This is a genomic window from Streptomyces sp. NPDC056128 (genome assembly GCF_042263835.1).
GTDB lineage: Bacteria > Actinomycetota > Actinomycetes > Streptomycetales > Streptomycetaceae > Streptomyces.
In genome coordinates this window covers 78,095-92,998 of sequence record NZ_JBHJVQ010000011.1, presented here as the reverse complement: position 1 = coordinate 92,998, position 14,904 = coordinate 78,095, and the positions used below count along the sequence as shown (strand labels likewise).

18 protein-coding genes, 1 tRNA gene and 1 riboswitch are annotated in these 14,904 nt (G+C 69.1%); of the genes, 13 read left to right on the top strand and 6 right to left on the bottom strand.

What is annotated here, in order from left to right; translation table 11 throughout:
• Nucleotides 1–71 precede the first annotated feature (71 nt).
• The 5 genes from ACFC1X_RS21985 to ACFC1X_RS21965 all read left to right on the top strand — a co-directional run bounded on the left by ACFC1X_RS21985 (nucleotide 72) and on the right by ACFC1X_RS21965 (nucleotide 3,585).
• Nucleotides 72–1,499 (top strand): amino acid permease, encoded by a 1,428-nt coding sequence (locus tag ACFC1X_RS21985; protein ID WP_376356088.1) that lies wholly within the window; start codon nucleotides 72–74, stop codon nucleotides 1,497–1,499.
• Between the two features lie 144 nt (nucleotides 1,500–1,643).
• Entirely contained in the window at nucleotides 1,644–2,066 is a 423-nt protein-coding gene (locus tag ACFC1X_RS21980) for a Mov34/MPN/PAD-1 family protein (RefSeq protein ID WP_122619851.1), read from the top strand.
• A gap of 79 nt (nucleotides 2,067–2,145) precedes the next feature.
• Nucleotides 2,146–2,241, top strand: coding sequence for a putative leader peptide (locus ACFC1X_RS21975; protein WP_019065921.1), 96 nt, complete (start codon nucleotides 2,146–2,148; stop codon nucleotides 2,239–2,241).
• A 109-nt stretch (nucleotides 2,242–2,350) separates the two neighbouring features.
• Nucleotides 2,351–2,629: a MoaD/ThiS family protein gene (locus ACFC1X_RS21970; protein WP_376356085.1), complete on the top strand. Its 279-nt coding sequence runs from the start codon at nucleotides 2,351–2,353 to the stop codon at nucleotides 2,627–2,629.
• A gap of 5 nt (nucleotides 2,630–2,634) precedes the next feature.
• Nucleotides 2,635–3,585 carry a PLP-dependent cysteine synthase family protein gene (locus ACFC1X_RS21965; protein WP_376356083.1) on the top strand — a complete coding sequence of 317 codons (951 nt, stop codon included), beginning with the start codon at nucleotides 2,635–2,637 and terminating at the stop codon, nucleotides 3,583–3,585.
• Nucleotides 3,586–3,589: 4 nt separating this feature from the next.
• Here ACFC1X_RS21965 and ACFC1X_RS21960 read toward each other — a convergent pair whose 3' ends face one another.
• Nucleotides 3,590–4,054 (bottom strand): type II toxin-antitoxin system PemK/MazF family toxin, encoded by a 465-nt coding sequence (locus tag ACFC1X_RS21960; protein WP_376356081.1) that lies wholly within the window; start codon nucleotides 4,052–4,054, stop codon nucleotides 3,590–3,592.
• Nucleotides 4,055–4,257: 203 nt separating this feature from the next.
• Between ACFC1X_RS21960 and ACFC1X_RS21955 the strand changes: the two genes are divergently transcribed.
• Nucleotides 4,258–5,010, top strand: a complete 753-nt coding sequence (locus ACFC1X_RS21955; protein ID WP_376356079.1) for an MBL fold metallo-hydrolase — start codon at nucleotides 4,258–4,260, stop codon at nucleotides 5,008–5,010.
• 74 nt (nucleotides 5,011–5,084) lie between these two features.
• Here ACFC1X_RS21955 and ACFC1X_RS21950 read toward each other — a convergent pair whose 3' ends face one another.
• Together ACFC1X_RS21950 and ACFC1X_RS21945 are read right to left on the bottom strand one after the other, a co-directional pair.
• A complete protein-coding gene (locus ACFC1X_RS21950; protein ID WP_376356077.1) occupies nucleotides 5,085–6,350 on the bottom strand; it encodes a PTS transporter subunit EIIC in 1,266 nt (421 codons plus the stop codon).
• Between the two features lie 274 nt (nucleotides 6,351–6,624).
• On the bottom strand, nucleotides 6,625–7,920 hold the full coding sequence (locus tag ACFC1X_RS21945; RefSeq protein WP_376356075.1) for a PTS transporter subunit EIIC: 1,296 nt from the start codon (nucleotides 7,918–7,920) through the stop codon (nucleotides 6,625–6,627).
• A gap of 170 nt (nucleotides 7,921–8,090) precedes the next feature.
• On the opposite strand from ACFC1X_RS21945, the gene ACFC1X_RS21940 reads away from it, so the two are divergent.
• From ACFC1X_RS21940 to rdgB, 4 genes are all read left to right on the top strand, one after another.
• Entirely contained in the window at nucleotides 8,091–8,324 is a 234-nt protein-coding gene (locus ACFC1X_RS21940; protein ID WP_003975905.1) for a glucose PTS transporter subunit EIIB, read from the top strand.
• A gap of 96 nt (nucleotides 8,325–8,420) precedes the next feature.
• Complete coding sequence (gene rph, locus ACFC1X_RS21935; RefSeq protein ID WP_376356073.1) at nucleotides 8,421–9,158, top strand: ribonuclease PH; 738 nt, start codon at nucleotides 8,421–8,423, stop codon at nucleotides 9,156–9,158.
• A 191-nt stretch (nucleotides 9,159–9,349) separates the two neighbouring features.
• Complete coding sequence (locus ACFC1X_RS21930; protein ID WP_376356071.1) at nucleotides 9,350–9,757, top strand: hypothetical protein; 408 nt, start codon at nucleotides 9,350–9,352, stop codon at nucleotides 9,755–9,757.
• Between the two features lie 47 nt (nucleotides 9,758–9,804).
• Nucleotides 9,805–10,407 (top strand): RdgB/HAM1 family non-canonical purine NTP pyrophosphatase, encoded by a 603-nt coding sequence (gene rdgB / locus ACFC1X_RS21925; RefSeq protein WP_376356070.1) that lies wholly within the window; start codon nucleotides 9,805–9,807, stop codon nucleotides 10,405–10,407.
• A 16-nt stretch (nucleotides 10,408–10,423) separates the two neighbouring features.
• Here rdgB and ACFC1X_RS21920 read toward each other — a convergent pair.
• A tRNA-Leu gene (locus ACFC1X_RS21920) sits at nucleotides 10,424–10,510 on the bottom strand.
• Nucleotides 10,511–10,552: 42 nt separating this feature from the next.
• On the bottom strand, nucleotides 10,553–11,020 hold the full coding sequence (gene bcp, locus ACFC1X_RS21915; RefSeq protein ID WP_376356068.1) for a thioredoxin-dependent thiol peroxidase: 468 nt from the start codon (nucleotides 11,018–11,020) through the stop codon (nucleotides 10,553–10,555).
• A 92-nt stretch (nucleotides 11,021–11,112) separates the two neighbouring features.
• Here bcp and ACFC1X_RS21910 point away from each other — a divergent pair, with 92 nt between their 5' ends.
• The 3 genes from ACFC1X_RS21910 to ACFC1X_RS21900 all read left to right on the top strand — a co-directional run bounded on the left by ACFC1X_RS21910 (nucleotide 11,113) and on the right by ACFC1X_RS21900 (nucleotide 12,307).
• On the top strand, nucleotides 11,113–11,445 hold the full coding sequence (locus ACFC1X_RS21910) for a DUF3618 domain-containing protein (protein ID WP_376356067.1): 333 nt from the start codon (nucleotides 11,113–11,115) through the stop codon (nucleotides 11,443–11,445).
• Nucleotides 11,446–11,522: 77 nt separating this feature from the next.
• Nucleotides 11,523–11,825 (top strand): co-chaperone GroES, encoded by a 303-nt coding sequence (locus tag ACFC1X_RS21905; RefSeq protein ID WP_202557607.1) that lies wholly within the window; start codon nucleotides 11,523–11,525, stop codon nucleotides 11,823–11,825.
• Between the two features lie 59 nt (nucleotides 11,826–11,884).
• Nucleotides 11,885–11,954: riboswitch (guanidine-III (ykkC-III) riboswitch) on the top strand.
• 32 nt (nucleotides 11,955–11,986) lie between these two features.
• Nucleotides 11,987–12,307: a multidrug efflux SMR transporter gene (locus ACFC1X_RS21900; protein WP_055417143.1), complete on the top strand. Its 321-nt coding sequence runs from the start codon at nucleotides 11,987–11,989 to the stop codon at nucleotides 12,305–12,307.
• On the opposite strand, the gene ACFC1X_RS21895 is transcribed toward ACFC1X_RS21900, so the two are convergent.
• On the bottom strand, nucleotides 12,301–14,712 hold the full coding sequence (locus ACFC1X_RS21895; RefSeq protein WP_376356065.1) for a transglycosylase domain-containing protein: 2,412 nt from the start codon (nucleotides 14,710–14,712) through the stop codon (nucleotides 12,301–12,303). The two genes, ACFC1X_RS21900 and ACFC1X_RS21895, sit on opposite strands and share 7 nt — an antisense overlap.
• Nucleotides 14,713–14,904: the final 192 nt, after the last annotated feature.

The following is a 14,904-nucleotide window of genomic DNA, read 5'->3' as shown; positions in this document are numbered from 1 at the left end:
TCCGGGGGGATCGCGACCCGATCCGAGACCGACCAAAGGTCCGGATCGGCATGGAGAAAGGCGCATCACACATGACCTCTGCGCAGGTCGACACGGAGAAGGCACCGGAAGAGGGCTACGAGCGCGGACTCAACAGCCGCCAGGTCCAGATGATCGCGATCGGCGGCGCCATCGGCGTCGGTCTCTTCCTGGGCGCCGGGGCGAACATCGCCAAGGCCGGCCCCAGCATCATCCTCATGTACGCCCTCGCGGGCGTGATCATCTTCTTCATCATGCGGGCGCTCGGCGAGCTCCTGCTCTACCGTCCCGTCTCCGGCTCCTTCGCCGAGTACTCGCGCGAGTTCCTCGGCCCCTTCTTCGGTTACTTCACCGGCTGGACGTACTGGCTGATGTGGGTGGTCACCGGCATGGCGGAACTCACCGCCGCCGCCATCTACATCCATTACTGGTTCCCGCAAATCCCGCAATGGGTGTCGGCCCTGGTCTTCCTGGTGCTGCTGTTCGTGGCCAACCTGATCTCGGTGAAGCTCTTCGGCGAGATCGAGTTCTGGTTCTCGATGGTCAAGGTCACCGCCATCATCGGCATGATCGTGATCGGCATCGGCGTGCTCACCCTCGGCTTCAGCCAGGCCGGCGACACCGCCGCCGTCTCCAACCTGTGGGCCTTCGACGGCTTCTTCCCCAAGGGCATCGGCTCGTCCCTGATGACCCTCCAGGGCGTCATGTTCGCCTACCTCGCCGTCGAGCTGGTCGGCGTCACCGCCGGCGAGTCCGAGAACCCGGAGAAGACCCTCCCCAAGGCGATCAACACCCTGCCCTGGCGCATCGCGCTCTTCTACGTCGGCGCCCTCACCGTCATCCTGGCGGTGGTCAAGTGGACCCAGTTCGCCGAGGGCGTCAGCCCCTTCGTGGAGGCCTTCACGGTCATCGGCATCCCGGCCGGCGCGGGCATCGTCAACTTCGTCGTGCTCACCGCCGCCCTGTCGTCCTGCAACTCCGGCATGTACTCCACGGGCCGCATGCTGCGCAACCTCGCGGACAAGGGCGAGGCCCCCAGGGTCTTCAACCGGCTGTCGTCGACCAAGACCCCCGCCATCGGCATCGGCGTCTCGGTCGTCTTCATGGGCATCGGTGTGGTGCTGAACTACGTCGTCCCGGAGAAGGCCTTCGGCTACGTCACCTCCATCGCCACCGCGGCCGGCATCTGGACCTGGCTGATGATCCTGATCAGTCACGTCCTGTACCGCCGCAAGGTCGTCGCGGGCCGCCTGCCCGCCTCCTCCTTCCCGGCCCCGGGCGGCTCCGTCTGCTCCTACATCGCCATCGCCTTCCTCCTCTTCGTCACCTGCCTCATCGCCATCGACGCCGACGCCCGCGTCTGTCTGTACGTGATGGCCGGCTGGGCCGCCGCCCTCGGCATCGGCTGGGCCGTGCTCAAGAGCCGCAACCCGCAGATCGCCGAGCGGCACGGCGAGCCGGAAATGGAGAAGATCGGCTGACCTGCGCGTTCGCGCGCATCGCGGACGTCCGGCCGCACGGGGTGCTCGTGGCACCCGGCACGGCCACCGCTCAGGATGTCCGGCATACGGGCCGGTCCGTACCACCCCTCGGTACGGACCGGCCCTTCTGCTTATCCTGGCCGCATGCTGACCATCACCCAGGCCCTGTACGACCAGATCGTCGCCCACGCGCGCGAGGACCACCCCGACGAGGCGTGCGGCGTGGTGGCCGGTCCCGAGGGCGAGGGCCGCCCCGAGCGGTTCATCCCGATGCTGAACGCGGCCCGCTCGCCCACCTTCTACGAGTTCGACTCCCAGGACCTGCTCAAGCTCTACCGCGAGATGGACGACCGCGACGAGGAGCCGGCGGTCATCTACCACTCGCACACCGCCACCGAGGCCTACCCCTCCCGCACCGACATCAGCTACGCCAACGAGCCCGGCGCGCACTACGTCCTGGTCTCCACGGCGGACGCCGACGGCGCCGGAGACTTCCAGTTCCGTTCCTTCCGGATCGTGGCGGGAGAGGTCACGGAGGAGGAGGTCAAGGTGGTGGAGGCGTACTGATATCGCATGGCGGACGAAAATCGTCCACGATGTGATATCACACTCCGGAAGCCGGACCGGGAATCGATACGATGAGCCCATGGTTCTTCTCGACGTGAGCGACAAGGCGCCGGGCACGCTGCTCGTGGCGCGTCTGCACGTCGACCTGTGCAGGCTGAACAGCGCCATCTGTTGATCTTCCGCCGCCGCCGTACGGCTGTCCGGCCGTGCGCCGCGGCCTGCCGACGTGTGCCGCCGCGTGCCCTCCGAACCCACCACGAACTTTCCGACAGGAGCCCTCAGCCATGGCCATCGAGGTCCGCATCCCGACCATCCTCCGCCAGTACACCGACGGTCAGAAGGCGGTGGAGGGCAACGGGGACACCCTCGCCGCGCTCTTCGCCGACCTCGAGACCCGGCACACGGGCATCCAGGCGCGCATCGTGGACGGAGAGCAGCTGCGCCGCTTCGTCAACGTCTACCTGAACGACGAGGACGTCCGCTTCCTGGACGGCATCGACACCAAGCTCAGCGACGGCGACAGCATCACGATCCTGCCGGCCGTCGCCGGCGGTATGGCCTGATCGGGATGCGGTACGACTCCCCGCTGGCGGCGGTGGGCAACACCCCTCTGGTGCGCCTGCCGCGGCTCTCGCCGTCCGACGACGTCCGCATCTGGGCCAAGCTGGAGGACCGCAACCCGACCGGCTCCATCAAGGACCGCCCAGCGCTGCACATGATCGAGCAGGCGGAGAAGGACGGCCGCCTCACCCCCGGCTGCACGATCCTGGAGCCGACCAGCGGGAACACCGGCATCTCCCTGGCCATGGCGGCCAGGCTCAAGGGCTACCGCATCGTCTGCGTGATGCCCGAGAACACCTCGCAGGAGCGCCGGGACCTGCTCACCATGTGGGGCGCGGAGATCATCTCCTCGCCGGCCGCGGGCGGCTCCAACACCGCCGTACGGGTCGCCAAGGAACTCTCCGGGGAACACCCGGACTGGGTGATGCTCTACCAGTACGGCAACCCGGACAACGCGGGCGCCCACTACGCCGGCACCGGACCCGAGATCCTGGCCGACCTCCCGTCCATCACCCACTTCGTGGCCGGCCTCGGCACCACCGGCACCCTCATGGGCGTCGGCCGCTACCTGCGCGAGCACAAGCCGGACGTCCGGATCGTCGCCGCCGAGCCGCGCTACGACGACCTGGTGTACGGGCTGCGCAACCTCGACGAGGGCTTCGTACCCGAGCTGTACGACGCCTCCGTGCTCACCACCCGCTTCTCGGTGGGCTCCGCCGACGCGGTCACCCGCACCCGGGAACTCCTCCAGCAGGAGGGGATCTTCGCGGGCGTCTCCACCGGCGCCGCGCTGCACGCCGCGATCGGCGTGGGCAAGAAGGCGGTGAAGGCCGACGAGAGCGCGGACATCGTGTTCGTCGTCGCCGACGGCGGCTGGAAGTACCTCTCCACCGGCGTCTACACGGCGGCCACCACCGAAGCGGCCATCGAGACCCTCCAGGGCCAGCTCTGGGCTTGATCGTTCACTTGGCGAGGTGACGGACCTGGTCCCACAGGACCGGGTCCACCACACCCACCCGGCGCCGGAACTCGCCCACGGGCACCTCACGCAGCTCGTCGGTCTCCAGGAAACTCGTCCGGCCCCGGACGTCCCCGACCGAGCCCGGCGGCAGCGTGATCACCCCGGTCCGCCCGTCCCGCTGCCGCGTGGTGATCTTCGCGACCAGCACCCGCCGCCCCCGCACCGAGATCACCAGGCACGGCCGGTCCTTGGCACCGGCGGTGTCCTCGTACGGCACGTTCGCCCACCAGATCTCCGCGGGCCGCGGACGCGTGGACCGGGCCCGGGGACCCGCGGGACGTCCCGGCGGCCGCCGGCTGCCGCCCGGCCGGGGAGGGCGCCGCCCGCGGCCCCAGCCGTCGACGGCCGTGGCGACGGCCGCGAGCAGTACCACCGCCGCGAGGGCGAGCCACCAGGACGTGTGCATACCGAGACGGTACCGGCGCGCACTCTGAACGCGCGCCCCTTCAATGCCCCCACGCGCCCCGGTTCCAGCCGAACCGGTGACAGCGCAGGTGAGTTCGCCCACAACGCACCCTGGTGGAGGAGCGACCCGGGGTTTTGCGCCTTACGCTCGACAAACCGCACGACCCCCGTCTCTCCACACGCGCCAGCGGAGGTTTCTGCTTCATGAAGCTCACCGTCGTCGGCTGCTCGGGGTCGTTCCCGTCCGCGGAATCGGCCTGCTCGAGCTACCTCGTCGAGGCCGACGGCTTCCGGCTGCTCCTCGACATGGGCAACGGTGCCCTCGGCGAGCTGCAGCGCCACTGCGGTCTCTACGACCTCGACGCGATCTTCCTCAGCCACCTGCACTCCGACCACTGCATCGACATGTGCGCCTACTTCGTGGCGCGCTACTACCGGCACGACGGCGGCCGCTGCGCTCCCCTCCCGGTCTACGGACCCGAGGGCACCGAGCACCGGCTCACCACCGCCTACGCCGACACCCCCTCGGCCTCGTCCATGAGCGAGGTGTTCGACTTCCACACGGTCAAGCCGTCGACCTTCGAGATCGGCCCGTTCACCGTGCACACCGAGCGGGTCGCCCACCCCGTGGAGGCCTACGCCATCCGCGTCGAGCACGGCGGCCGCTCGCTCACCTACTCCGGCGACACGGGCGTCACCCCCACGCTGGACGAACTCGCCCGGGACACCGACCTGTTCCTCTGCGAGGCCGCCTTCACGCACGGCAAGGAGAACATCCCCGACCTGCACCTCAACGGCCGCGAGGCCGGCGAGACCGCCACCCGCGCCGGCGCCCGCCGCCTGGTGCTCACCCACATCCCCCCGTGGACCGACCCCCGGGTCAACCTGGCCGACGCGCGCGAGGTCTACGACGGGGTGGTGGAGGTCGCGGCGACGGGTGCGGTGTACGAGGTCTAGCCAGCAAGGAGCCCCGGAGGCTGACCTCCGGGGCTCTTTGCTGTCGGCCGGTGCGCACCGGCCGACGTGTGCTGCTACTTCGCTTCCGCCTTCTGCAGCTCGGCAAGCTCCTCGTCCGACTCACGCCCGGGTGTGGGCAGGTTGAACTTGGTGATCGCGAACCGGAAGACCAAGTAGTAGACGGCCGCGAAGCACAGTCCCACCAGTGCCAGGCCCCATGGGTTGTTCGCGATGCCCAGGTTGAGGAAGAAGTCGACCGCGCCCGCCGAGAAGCCGAAGCCGTCCTTCATGCCCAGCGCCCAGGTCAGCGCCATCGAGACACCGGTGAGCACCGCGTGGATGGCGTAGAGCACCGGTGCGATGAACATGAACGTGAACTCGATCGGCTCGGTCACGCCGGTGACGAACGACGTCAGCGCGAGCGAGAACATCATGCCGCCCACGACCTTGCGGCGCTCGGGGCGCGCGCAGTGCACGATCGCCAGGCAGGCGGCGGGCAGCGCGAACATCATGATCGGGAAGAACCCGGTCATGAACTGGCCCGCGGTCGGGTCACCGGCCAGGAAGCGGGCGATGTCGCCGCTCTTGCCCTCGTACTCGCCCGCCTGGAACCAGGGGAAGGAGTTCAGCAGGTGGTGCATGCCGATCGGGATCAGCGCGCGGTTGGCGACGCCGAAGATGCCCGCGCCGACGGCGCCGGAGCCGACCAGCCACTCGCCGAAGTTGTGCAGACCCGTGCCGAGTACGGGCCATATGTAACCGAAGACGATGCCGAGAAGCAGGCCCGCGAAGGCCGACAGGATCGGGACCAGACGGCGGCCGCCGAAGAAGCCCGCCCAGTCGGGCAGCTTGGTCCGGTAGAAGCGCTGATACAGCAGCGCGACCACGAGGCCCATCACCACGCCGCCGAGGACCTTGGCGTCCACAGGCGCGTCCGTCATGACGACCTTCCCGTCGACGGCCTGGGCCACCTGCGGGAGGTTCTTGTCGGTGAACGTCGCCAGCACGTTCTTGAAGACCAGGTAGCCGACCACCGCCGCAAGCGCCGTGGAGCCGTCCGACTTCTTGGCGAAGCCGATGGCGATGCCCACCGCGAACAGCAGCGGCATGTTGTCGAGGATGGCGTTGCCGCCGGCCGCCATGAACCCGGCGATCTTCGTCAGGAACGTGGGGAACTCCGGGCGGCCCAGCATGTCGGCGTTGCCGAGGCGCACCAGCAGCGCGGCGGCGGGCAGCACTGCGACCGGCAGCATGAGGCTGCGGCCGATGCGCTGCAGTACAGACATCACGCCGGCGCCCTTCTTCTTCTCGGCCGCGGGCGCGGCGCTGGGCGTGGTCACAACATCCTCCAGGGGGCAGGGCGCGCCGCCCGGTCATACGGGAAGGAAGGGGACGGCGGCGTCTGAGGTCTACACCACTCAGTGGTGTAGACCTGTTGTAGCACGATGAAGGCCGCGTAAGGAACCCGCGATTCCGCGACCGGAGCGCTACGCGCAGTGCTGGCGCAAGACCCCAGTTCAGGCGCGTGCGAGGGCGCGGCGAAGGCCCCCGGACCGGGCGGTCCGGGGGCCTTCGGGAGACCACGTGCAAAGGGTACGTGAGGGTACGTGAGGTCTACACCTTCGTGACGTCCTCCACCTCGTCCTCGGGCTCCCGGCCCGGCGTCTTCAGGTCGAACTTTGTGATCGCGAACCGGAAGACCACGTAGTACACCACCGCGAAGCACAGCCCGATCGGGATGATCAGCCACGGCCTGGTCGCCAGGTTCCAGTTGATGACGTAGTCGATCAGCCCCGCCGAGAAGCTGAACCCGTCCTTCACGCCCAGCGCCCACGTCACCGCCATCGACACACCCGTCAGCACCGCGTGCACCGCGTACAGCACCGGCGCGATGAAGAGGAACGAGTACTCCAGCGGCTCCGTGATCCCCGTCACGAACGACGTCAGCGCCACCGACAGCATCAGACCCCCGACCTCCTTGCGCCGGTGCGGCTTCGCGCAGTGCGTGATCGCCAGCGCCGCCGCCGGCAGCGCGAACATCATGATCGGGAAGAAGCCCGTGGTGAACTGCCCCGCGGTCGGATCACCCGCCAGGAACATGTTGACGTCGCCGTGCACCACCGTGCCGTCGGGCTTGGTGTACGAGCCGAACTGGAACCACATCGGCACGTTCAGGAACTGGTGCAGGCCGATCACCAGCAACGCCCGGTTCGCGACCCCGAAGATGCCCGAACCCCACGCGCCCAGTCCGTTCAGCCAGTCGCTGAAACTCTCCAGCGCGTCACCGATCGGCGGCCACACCCACAGGCACAGCGCCGCGAACGCGATCGCCACGAACGCCATGATGATCGGCACCAGCCGGCGCCCGTTGAAGAAGCCGAGCCAGTCCACCAGCTTCGTACGGTGGAAGCGCTGCCAGAGGTACGCCGTCAGCAGCCCCATCACGATGCCCCCGAAGACCCCCGGGTTCTGGAAGGTGAACGCGGTCACCGTCTGCGACCCGTCCGTCAGCCGGCACCCGATCTGCGGGACCACCTCCGATCCCTCCGGACAGTCCTCCGGGAACTGCCGCAGCACATTGAAGTAGACGAGGAACCCCGCCACCGCCGCCAGCGCCGTCGAACCGTCCGCCTTCTTCGCCATCCCGATGGCCACGCCCACACAGAACAGCAGCGGCAGCCCCAGCGAACCGTCGAGCAGCGCGCCGCCCGCGCCGGTCATCACCTTCGAGACGTTCGACCAGCCAAGACCGTCGTCCCCGAAGACATCCGGCTGTCCGAGCCGGTTGAGAATGCCGGCGGCGGGCAGGACCGCGATGGGCAGCTGAAGACTGCGTCCCATCTTCTGCAGGCCCTGGAACGCCTTGTTCCAACGGGCGCGCGCGGGACTGACCGCGCTGTCGGCACTCATCCGGTCTCCCTCCGGTCTCCATCCGCTCGCCGGTACACTGGTGTAGACCAGTTGGCAGACGGCTACGTCGCCGTGACGCCATCATTCGGCAGCCACCGCACGGATGGCTCGCGAAGATGGGCCAACTGTGGGTTACTGCGACAAAGCGGTTCGGATCAGGGAGAAGGAACATGGCCAGCAAGGCTGAGAAGATCGTCGCCGGCCTCGGCGGCATCGACAACATCGACGAGATCGAGGGCTGCATCACCCGCCTCCGCACCGAGGTCAACGACCCCGCGCTGGTCAACGAAGCCGCCCTGAAGGCCGCGGGCGCCCACGGCGTCGTCAAGATGGGCACCGCCATCCAGGTCGTCATCGGCACCGACGCCGACCCGATCGCCGCGGAAATCGAAGACATGATGTGACCCGACCCACCGGGTCCACCGGCAAGGGGCCTTGACCGCGGCGGCTTTTCCACTGCGGCCAAGGCCCCTTCCGCATGGGCCGCTAGGCTCACCCGCATGTCACGCATCGACGGCCGCACCCCCCAGCAGCTCCGCCCCGTCACCATCGAACGGGGCTGGAGCAAGCACGCCGAAGGCTCCGTCCTCGTCTCCTTCGGCGACACCAAAGTCCTCTGCAACGCCTCCGTCACCGAAGGCGTCCCGCGCTGGCGCAAGGGCAGCGGCGAAGGCTGGGTCACCGCCGAGTACGCCATGCTGCCCCGCGCCACCAACACCCGGGGCGACCGCGAGTCCGTCAAGGGCCGCATCGGCGGCCGCACCCACGAGATCAGCCGCCTCATCGGCCGTTCCCTGCGCGCCGTCATCGACTACAAGGCGCTCGGCGAGAACACCATCGTCCTGGACTGCGACGTCCTCCAGGCCGACGGCGGCACCCGCACCGCCGCCATCACCGGCGCCTACGTCGCCCTCGCCGACGCCATCGCGTGGGGCCAGACCAAGAAGCTGATCAAGCCCAGCCGCAAGCCGCTGACCGGCACCGTCTCCGCCGTCTCGGTCGGCATCGTCGACGGCACCCCGCTCCTCGACCTGCGCTACGAGGAAGACGTGCGCGCCGACACCGACATGAACGTCGTCTGCACCGGCGACGGCCGTTTCGTCGAGGTCCAGGGCACCGCCGAGGCCGAGCCCTTCGCGCGCGACGAGCTCAACACCCTGCTCGACCTCGCCACCGCCGGCTGCGCGGAACTCGCCGAACTCCAGCGCAAGGCGCTTGATACGGTCCTCGAAAGGTAAAGAGCGCGCCAAGGGCGTCTCAAGAAAAGGCGGCCCGGGCGCGCAACTCAGCCGCCCGCGGCCGCGTCACTAGCAGTACAGCACCACAGCAGTACAGGAGTTCTACGGGCGTACGGCGGCAGTCGCCGTACGCCCGACGCGACACCGCACACGGGCCGTCCGGCCCTGTCTCAACGGGAGGACCGAGACCCATGGCCGCGAGCCGCCACCGCCGCCTTCGCCGCACCGCCACCGCCGTCGCCACCGTGGCGACCATCGCCCTGACGGCCGGCCTCACCACCGGCTGCGACGCCGTCGGCAAGGCACTCGACTGTGTCCAGACGGCAGACGCCATAGCCGACAGCGTCACCTCGCTCCAGCAGGTCGTGGAGAACGCGTCCAACGACCCGACGCAACTCGAGGAATCCCTCGACTCCATAGACAAGAACCTCAACAAGATCGGCGACAAGACCGACAACGCCGACGTCAACAAGGCGGTCGACGACCTCGGCAAGGCCGTCGACAACGTCCGCACCTCGGTCGAGAACGGCGACGAGACCCCCGACCTCAGCCCTGTCACCGACGCGGCCGGCGAACTGACGAAGGTCTGCACGCCGTAGGGGAGGGGCTCCGGAACGGGCGGCGGGGTCCGGCGATACTGGACCCCATGACCCGCCTGATCCTCGCCACCCGTAACGCCGGAAAGATCACCGAACTGAGGGCCATCCTCGCCGACGCGGGCCTGCCCCACGACCTCGTCGGCGCGGACGCCTACCCGGAGATCCCCGACGTCAAGGAAACCGGCGTCACCTTCGCCGAGAACGCCCTGCTCAAGGCCCACGCCCTCGCCCAGGCCACCGGCCTGCCCGCCGTCGCCGACGACTCCGGCCTCTGCGTCGACGTCCTGAACGGCGCGCCGGGCATCTTCTCCGCCCGCTGGTCCGGCACTCACGGCAACGACCAGGCCAACCTGGACCTTCTCCTGGCCCAGCTCTCCGACATCGCCGACGAGCACCGGGCCGCCCACTTCGCCTGCGCGGCCGCCCTGGCCCTGCCCGACGGCACGGAGCGCGTCGTCGAGGGCCAACTCCGCGGCACCCTCCGCCACACCCCCGCCGGCACGGGCGGCTTCGGCTACGACCCCATCCTCCAGCCGGAGGGCGAGACCCGGACGTGCGCGGAACTGACAGCGGCGGAGAAGAACGCGATCAGCCACCGGGGGAAGGCGTTCCGGGCATTGGTGCCGGTGGTGCGGGAACTGCTCGGCTGAGCCGCCGAGAACGTACTGGTGCGGCCGGAGGGACTCGAACCCTCACGGGAGTTACCCCACTGGGACCTAAACCCAGCGTGACTGCCAATTCCACCACGGCCGCCCGGAACTGCTGCCCGGCCATGCTACTGGCCGGGCAGCGCCGTCAGATCCCCAAGTCCTTGATGATCTTGGCCACGTGGCCCGTCGCGCGGACGTTGTACAGGGCGTGTTCGACCTTGCCCTCCTCGTCCACGACGATCGTGGAGCGGATGACGCCCAGGTAGGTCCTGCCGTAGTTCTTCTTCTCGCCGAAGGCGCCGTACGCGTCGAGGGCCTTCTTGTCGGGGTCGGCGAGGAGGGTGACCTTCAGGGACTCGGCCTCGCGGAACTTGGCGAGTTTCTCCGGCTTGTCGGGGGAGATGCCGATCACGTCGTACCCGGCGCCGGCCAGCAGCTCCAGGTTGTCCGTGAAGTCGCACGCCTGCTTCGTGCAGCCGGGGGTAAGGGCAGCAGGGTAGAAGTAGACGATGACCTTGCGGCCCTTGTGGTCCGACAGGGACACCTCGTTGCCGTCGGCGTCCGGGAGGGTGAAGGCGGGGGCCGGGTCCCCGGGCTGGAGTCGCTCGCTCATCGAATCAGCGTAACCGGGGGTCCTGACAGTGCGGAGAAGCGAGTAGCTGACAGACTGTGCGGGACAGTGTCAGAGGACTTCGGAGGCGTACGGTGGCGGACACGTCGGACATCAGAACCCCGGCGCAGATCGAGGCGGACATCAAGCGCCGCCGCGAGGTGCTGGCCGAAACGCTCGACGAGCTCGGGATGCGGGTGCACCCGAAGACGATCGTGGGGGATGCGAAGGCCAAGGTCGCCTCCAGCGTCGACCACACCCTCGGGCGCGCCTACGTCAAGGTCAACAGCGCGGTCAGCGACGTGAAGTCGCAGTTCGTGGACGAGGAGGGCGCGCCCCGGCTGGAGCGGGTCGTGCCCGTCGCGCTCGTGGTGGTCGGGGTCGTGGGGCTGCTCGCCCTGGGCAGTACCCGGCGGCGCGGGCGCTGAGCCGGGGCAGGTAGGTTCGGGGCGTGAGCGCCAAGAGAAACGAGCACGGCTCCCAGGACGACAAGCTGCCCATCCGGATGCTGCACGACCGCGTACTCGTGCGGCAGGACACCGGTGAGGGCGAGCGGCGTTCCGGGGGCGGCATCCTGATCCCCGCCACGGCGGCGGTCGGCAAGCGGCTGGCCTGGGCGGCGGTCGTCGCCGTCGGGCAGAACGTACGGACCGTCGAGCCGGGCGACCGGGTGCTGTACGACCCGGAGGACCGTGCCGAGGTCGAGGTGCGGGGGGTCGGCTACGTGCTCATGCGCGAGCGTGATCTGCACGCGGTGGCCGCGGACCGGTTCGAGGGGTCCGAGGACTCCACCGGGCTGTATCTGTAGAAGCAGCGAGCGAAAAGGGGCTGGTGACCAGGGTCACCAGCCCCTTTCCGTCTGTCTCCGTCGACTTTGCTACCTTGGAGACACCCGACGAGACGCGCCGTACCGGGCTGAATGAAAAGACGACGCACCACCGTTCAGTTCGTTTCACGGAGGTGCCCGTCATGGCTTGGGTTCTGTTGCTCGTCGCCGGTCTGCTCGAGGTCGGCTGGTCGATCGGGATGAAGTACACCGACGGTTTCACCCGGCTCGTGCCCAGTCTGTTCACCGGTGCCGGGATCGTCGCGAGCATGGTGCTGCTGTCGTACGCGGCCCGGACGCTCCCCATCGGTACCGCCTACGGCGTGTGGGTGGGGATCGGTGCGGCCGGGGCGGCGGTGCTCGGCATGGTGGTGCTGGGTGAGCCGGTGACCGCCGCCCGGATCTTCTTCATCTGTCTGCTGCTGGTCGCCGTCGTGGGTCTGAAGGCGACCTCGGGTCACTGACGCCGGGGTGTGACGGGGACGCCGGCGACCGTGCCGGCGGTCGGGTCGGAGCCGCCGCCGCCCGCCCCCTCGGTGGTGCCGCCGTTCTCCGCATCGTCGCCGCCTCCGTCGCCGCCGCCCGTGGGGCCCGGCTCCGTGCTGGCGCCGCCCGAGGGTCCGCCGGTGGTCGGGGTGCCGGTCTCGCCGCCGGAGTCGCCGGAGTCGCCCGAGCCGCCGGAGTCGCCGGGCGAGGTGCTGGTGCCGCCGCTGCCGTCGCCCGGGGTCTCGGTGCCGGAGTCCTCGTCGCCGGTGGACTCGTCGTCCGGTTCGCTGCTGCCGCTCTCGTCGCCGGAGCCCGGTTCGTCCGAGGAGTCGGCGGACGGGGGTGCGGTGACGTCGGCGCCCGTCTGGAGCTGGAGGTCGAAGGCGCTGACCGGTTCGCCCTCCAGCGCCTTGCGGGTGTACTGGCCCCAGATCTCGGCGGGCGCGCCGCCGCCGTTGATCCTGGGCAACCCCATCGCGCCGTACAGCGACTTGTGGGCGGCGGTCTTCGGGTCCTGGCCCATGACGGCGACGACGGTGGCCAGTTCGGGGGTGTAGCCGGCGAACCAGGCGGCGGTGTCCTCCTCCGCGGTACCGGTCTTGCCGGCCGCGGGACGGCCGGCGGCCTGGGCGGCGGTGGCGGTGCCGTTCTCGACGACGCTGCGCAGGACGGACGTCGTGGTGTCGGCGGACTCGCGGCTGACGGCCTGGCGCTCGCGCCGTTCGGGCAGGTCGACCTCGTGCTTGCCGTCCTTCATGACCTTCTCGACCAGCGTGTACGTGCCGTGCCTGCCGTGGTTGGCGAGGGTCGCGTACGCCTCGGCCATGTCGAGGGGGCTGGCGGTGGCGACGCCGAGGGCGATGGAGGGGGAGGGGGTCAGCTCGGGGGTGTTCTTGGAGAGTCCCAGGTCGATGGCGGTCTGCATGACCTTGTCGGAGCCGACGTCCACGGCCATCTGGGCGTACACGGCGTTGATGGACTTGTCGGTGGCCTCGCGGACGGTGACGTCGCCGTAGTCGCGGTGGTCCTCGTTCTCGGGGGCGTAGCGGCCGCCGCTCCAGCCCTCGACGGGGCGTTCGCTGGTGCCGTCGTAGCGCGTGTTCGGGTTGATCGTGTTGCCGTCCTGCGTCTCGGAGTGGTTCTCGACGGCGGACGTGAACACGAAGGGCTTGAAGGTGGAGCCGACCTGGAAGTCCCGGCGGACGGCGTTGGGCGTGTACTGCTTGACGTAGTCGATGCCGTTGTACATCGCGACGACCTTGCCGTTGCGCGGGTCGACGGAGGCGCCGCCGGCCCGGACGTAGCTGTCGACCTTGCGGTCCTCGGAGAGCTGGGACATCAGCTTGTCGTCGACGGCCTTGACGAAGGCGTTCTGCTTGTCCTTCTGGAGGGTCGTGGTGATGCGGTAGCCGCCGCGGTCGAGTTCCTCCTCGTCCACGATCTCGTTCTGGACCAGGTAGTCCTTGACGATGTTGACGACGTAGCCGCGCTGCCCGGACATGCTGGTGGAGACCGTGGACTGCTTGGGCATGGGGAACTTGGCGGCGGCGCGCTCGGAGGCGCTCAGCCAGCCCTTGTCGGCCATGCCGTCCATGACGTAGTTCCAGCGGGACTCGGCGGCGCCCTTGTTCTCGGGGTGGGCGACGACGTCGTACTGGCTGGGGGCGTTGAGCAGGGAGGCGAGGTAGGCGCCCTGGCCGGCCGTGAGGTCCTTGGCGTCGATGCCGTAGTACGCCTGCGCGGCGGCCTGGATGCCGTAGGCGCCGCGGCCGAAGAAGCTGGTGTTGAGGTAGCCCTCCAGGATCTCGCTCTTGCTCTTCTCGCGGTCGAGCTTGATCGAGATGAAGAACTCCTTCACCTTGCGGGTGACCGTCTGCTCCTGGGCCAGGTAGTAGTTCTTGACGTACTGCTGGGTGATCGTGGAGCCGGACTGCTTGCCCTTGCCGGTCGCGGTGTTCCAGCCGGCCCGGACCATGGCCCCCGGGTCGATGGCGGACTCGCTGTAGAAGTCGCGGTCCTCGGCGGCCAGGACGGCGTGCTGGGCGTCCTTGGAGATGCGGGCGAGGCCGACGCTCTCCCGGTTGACCTCGCCGTCGCGGGCGAGGACGCTGCCGTCGGCGTACAGGTAGACGTTGGACTGCTTGGTGGCGGCCGCGTTGGCGGCCGGGATCTGCACCAGGTGGTAGCCGAGGAAGAAGCCGCCGACCAGCAGCAGGAGGCCGATCACGCAGGTGCTCAGCACGATGCGCCAGGTCGGGATCAGCCTGCGCCAGCCGGTCCGCTTCGGCCGCTTGGGCTTCTTCGCGTCCCCGTCGCCGGCCGCCTGTGGCTCTCTCGGCGCCCAGCCCTGTTCCGGCTGCTGCGGCTGCGGCTCGTCGCTCATGTCGTGCACGGACTCCTGTTTCGCGTCGTACGGTCTGGACTCGTACGGCCTTGTACGCCTCTGCGTCCTCCGGGCCCTCTGAAGAAGACTCTCGCACCGGGTGTTCCGTTCCCACTCGACGGCACACCCGTGAAATTCCGTGGCACGGGTGGTCGCCGTCGCACTAGGCTCCTGCGCTTTGGTGCCGATCGG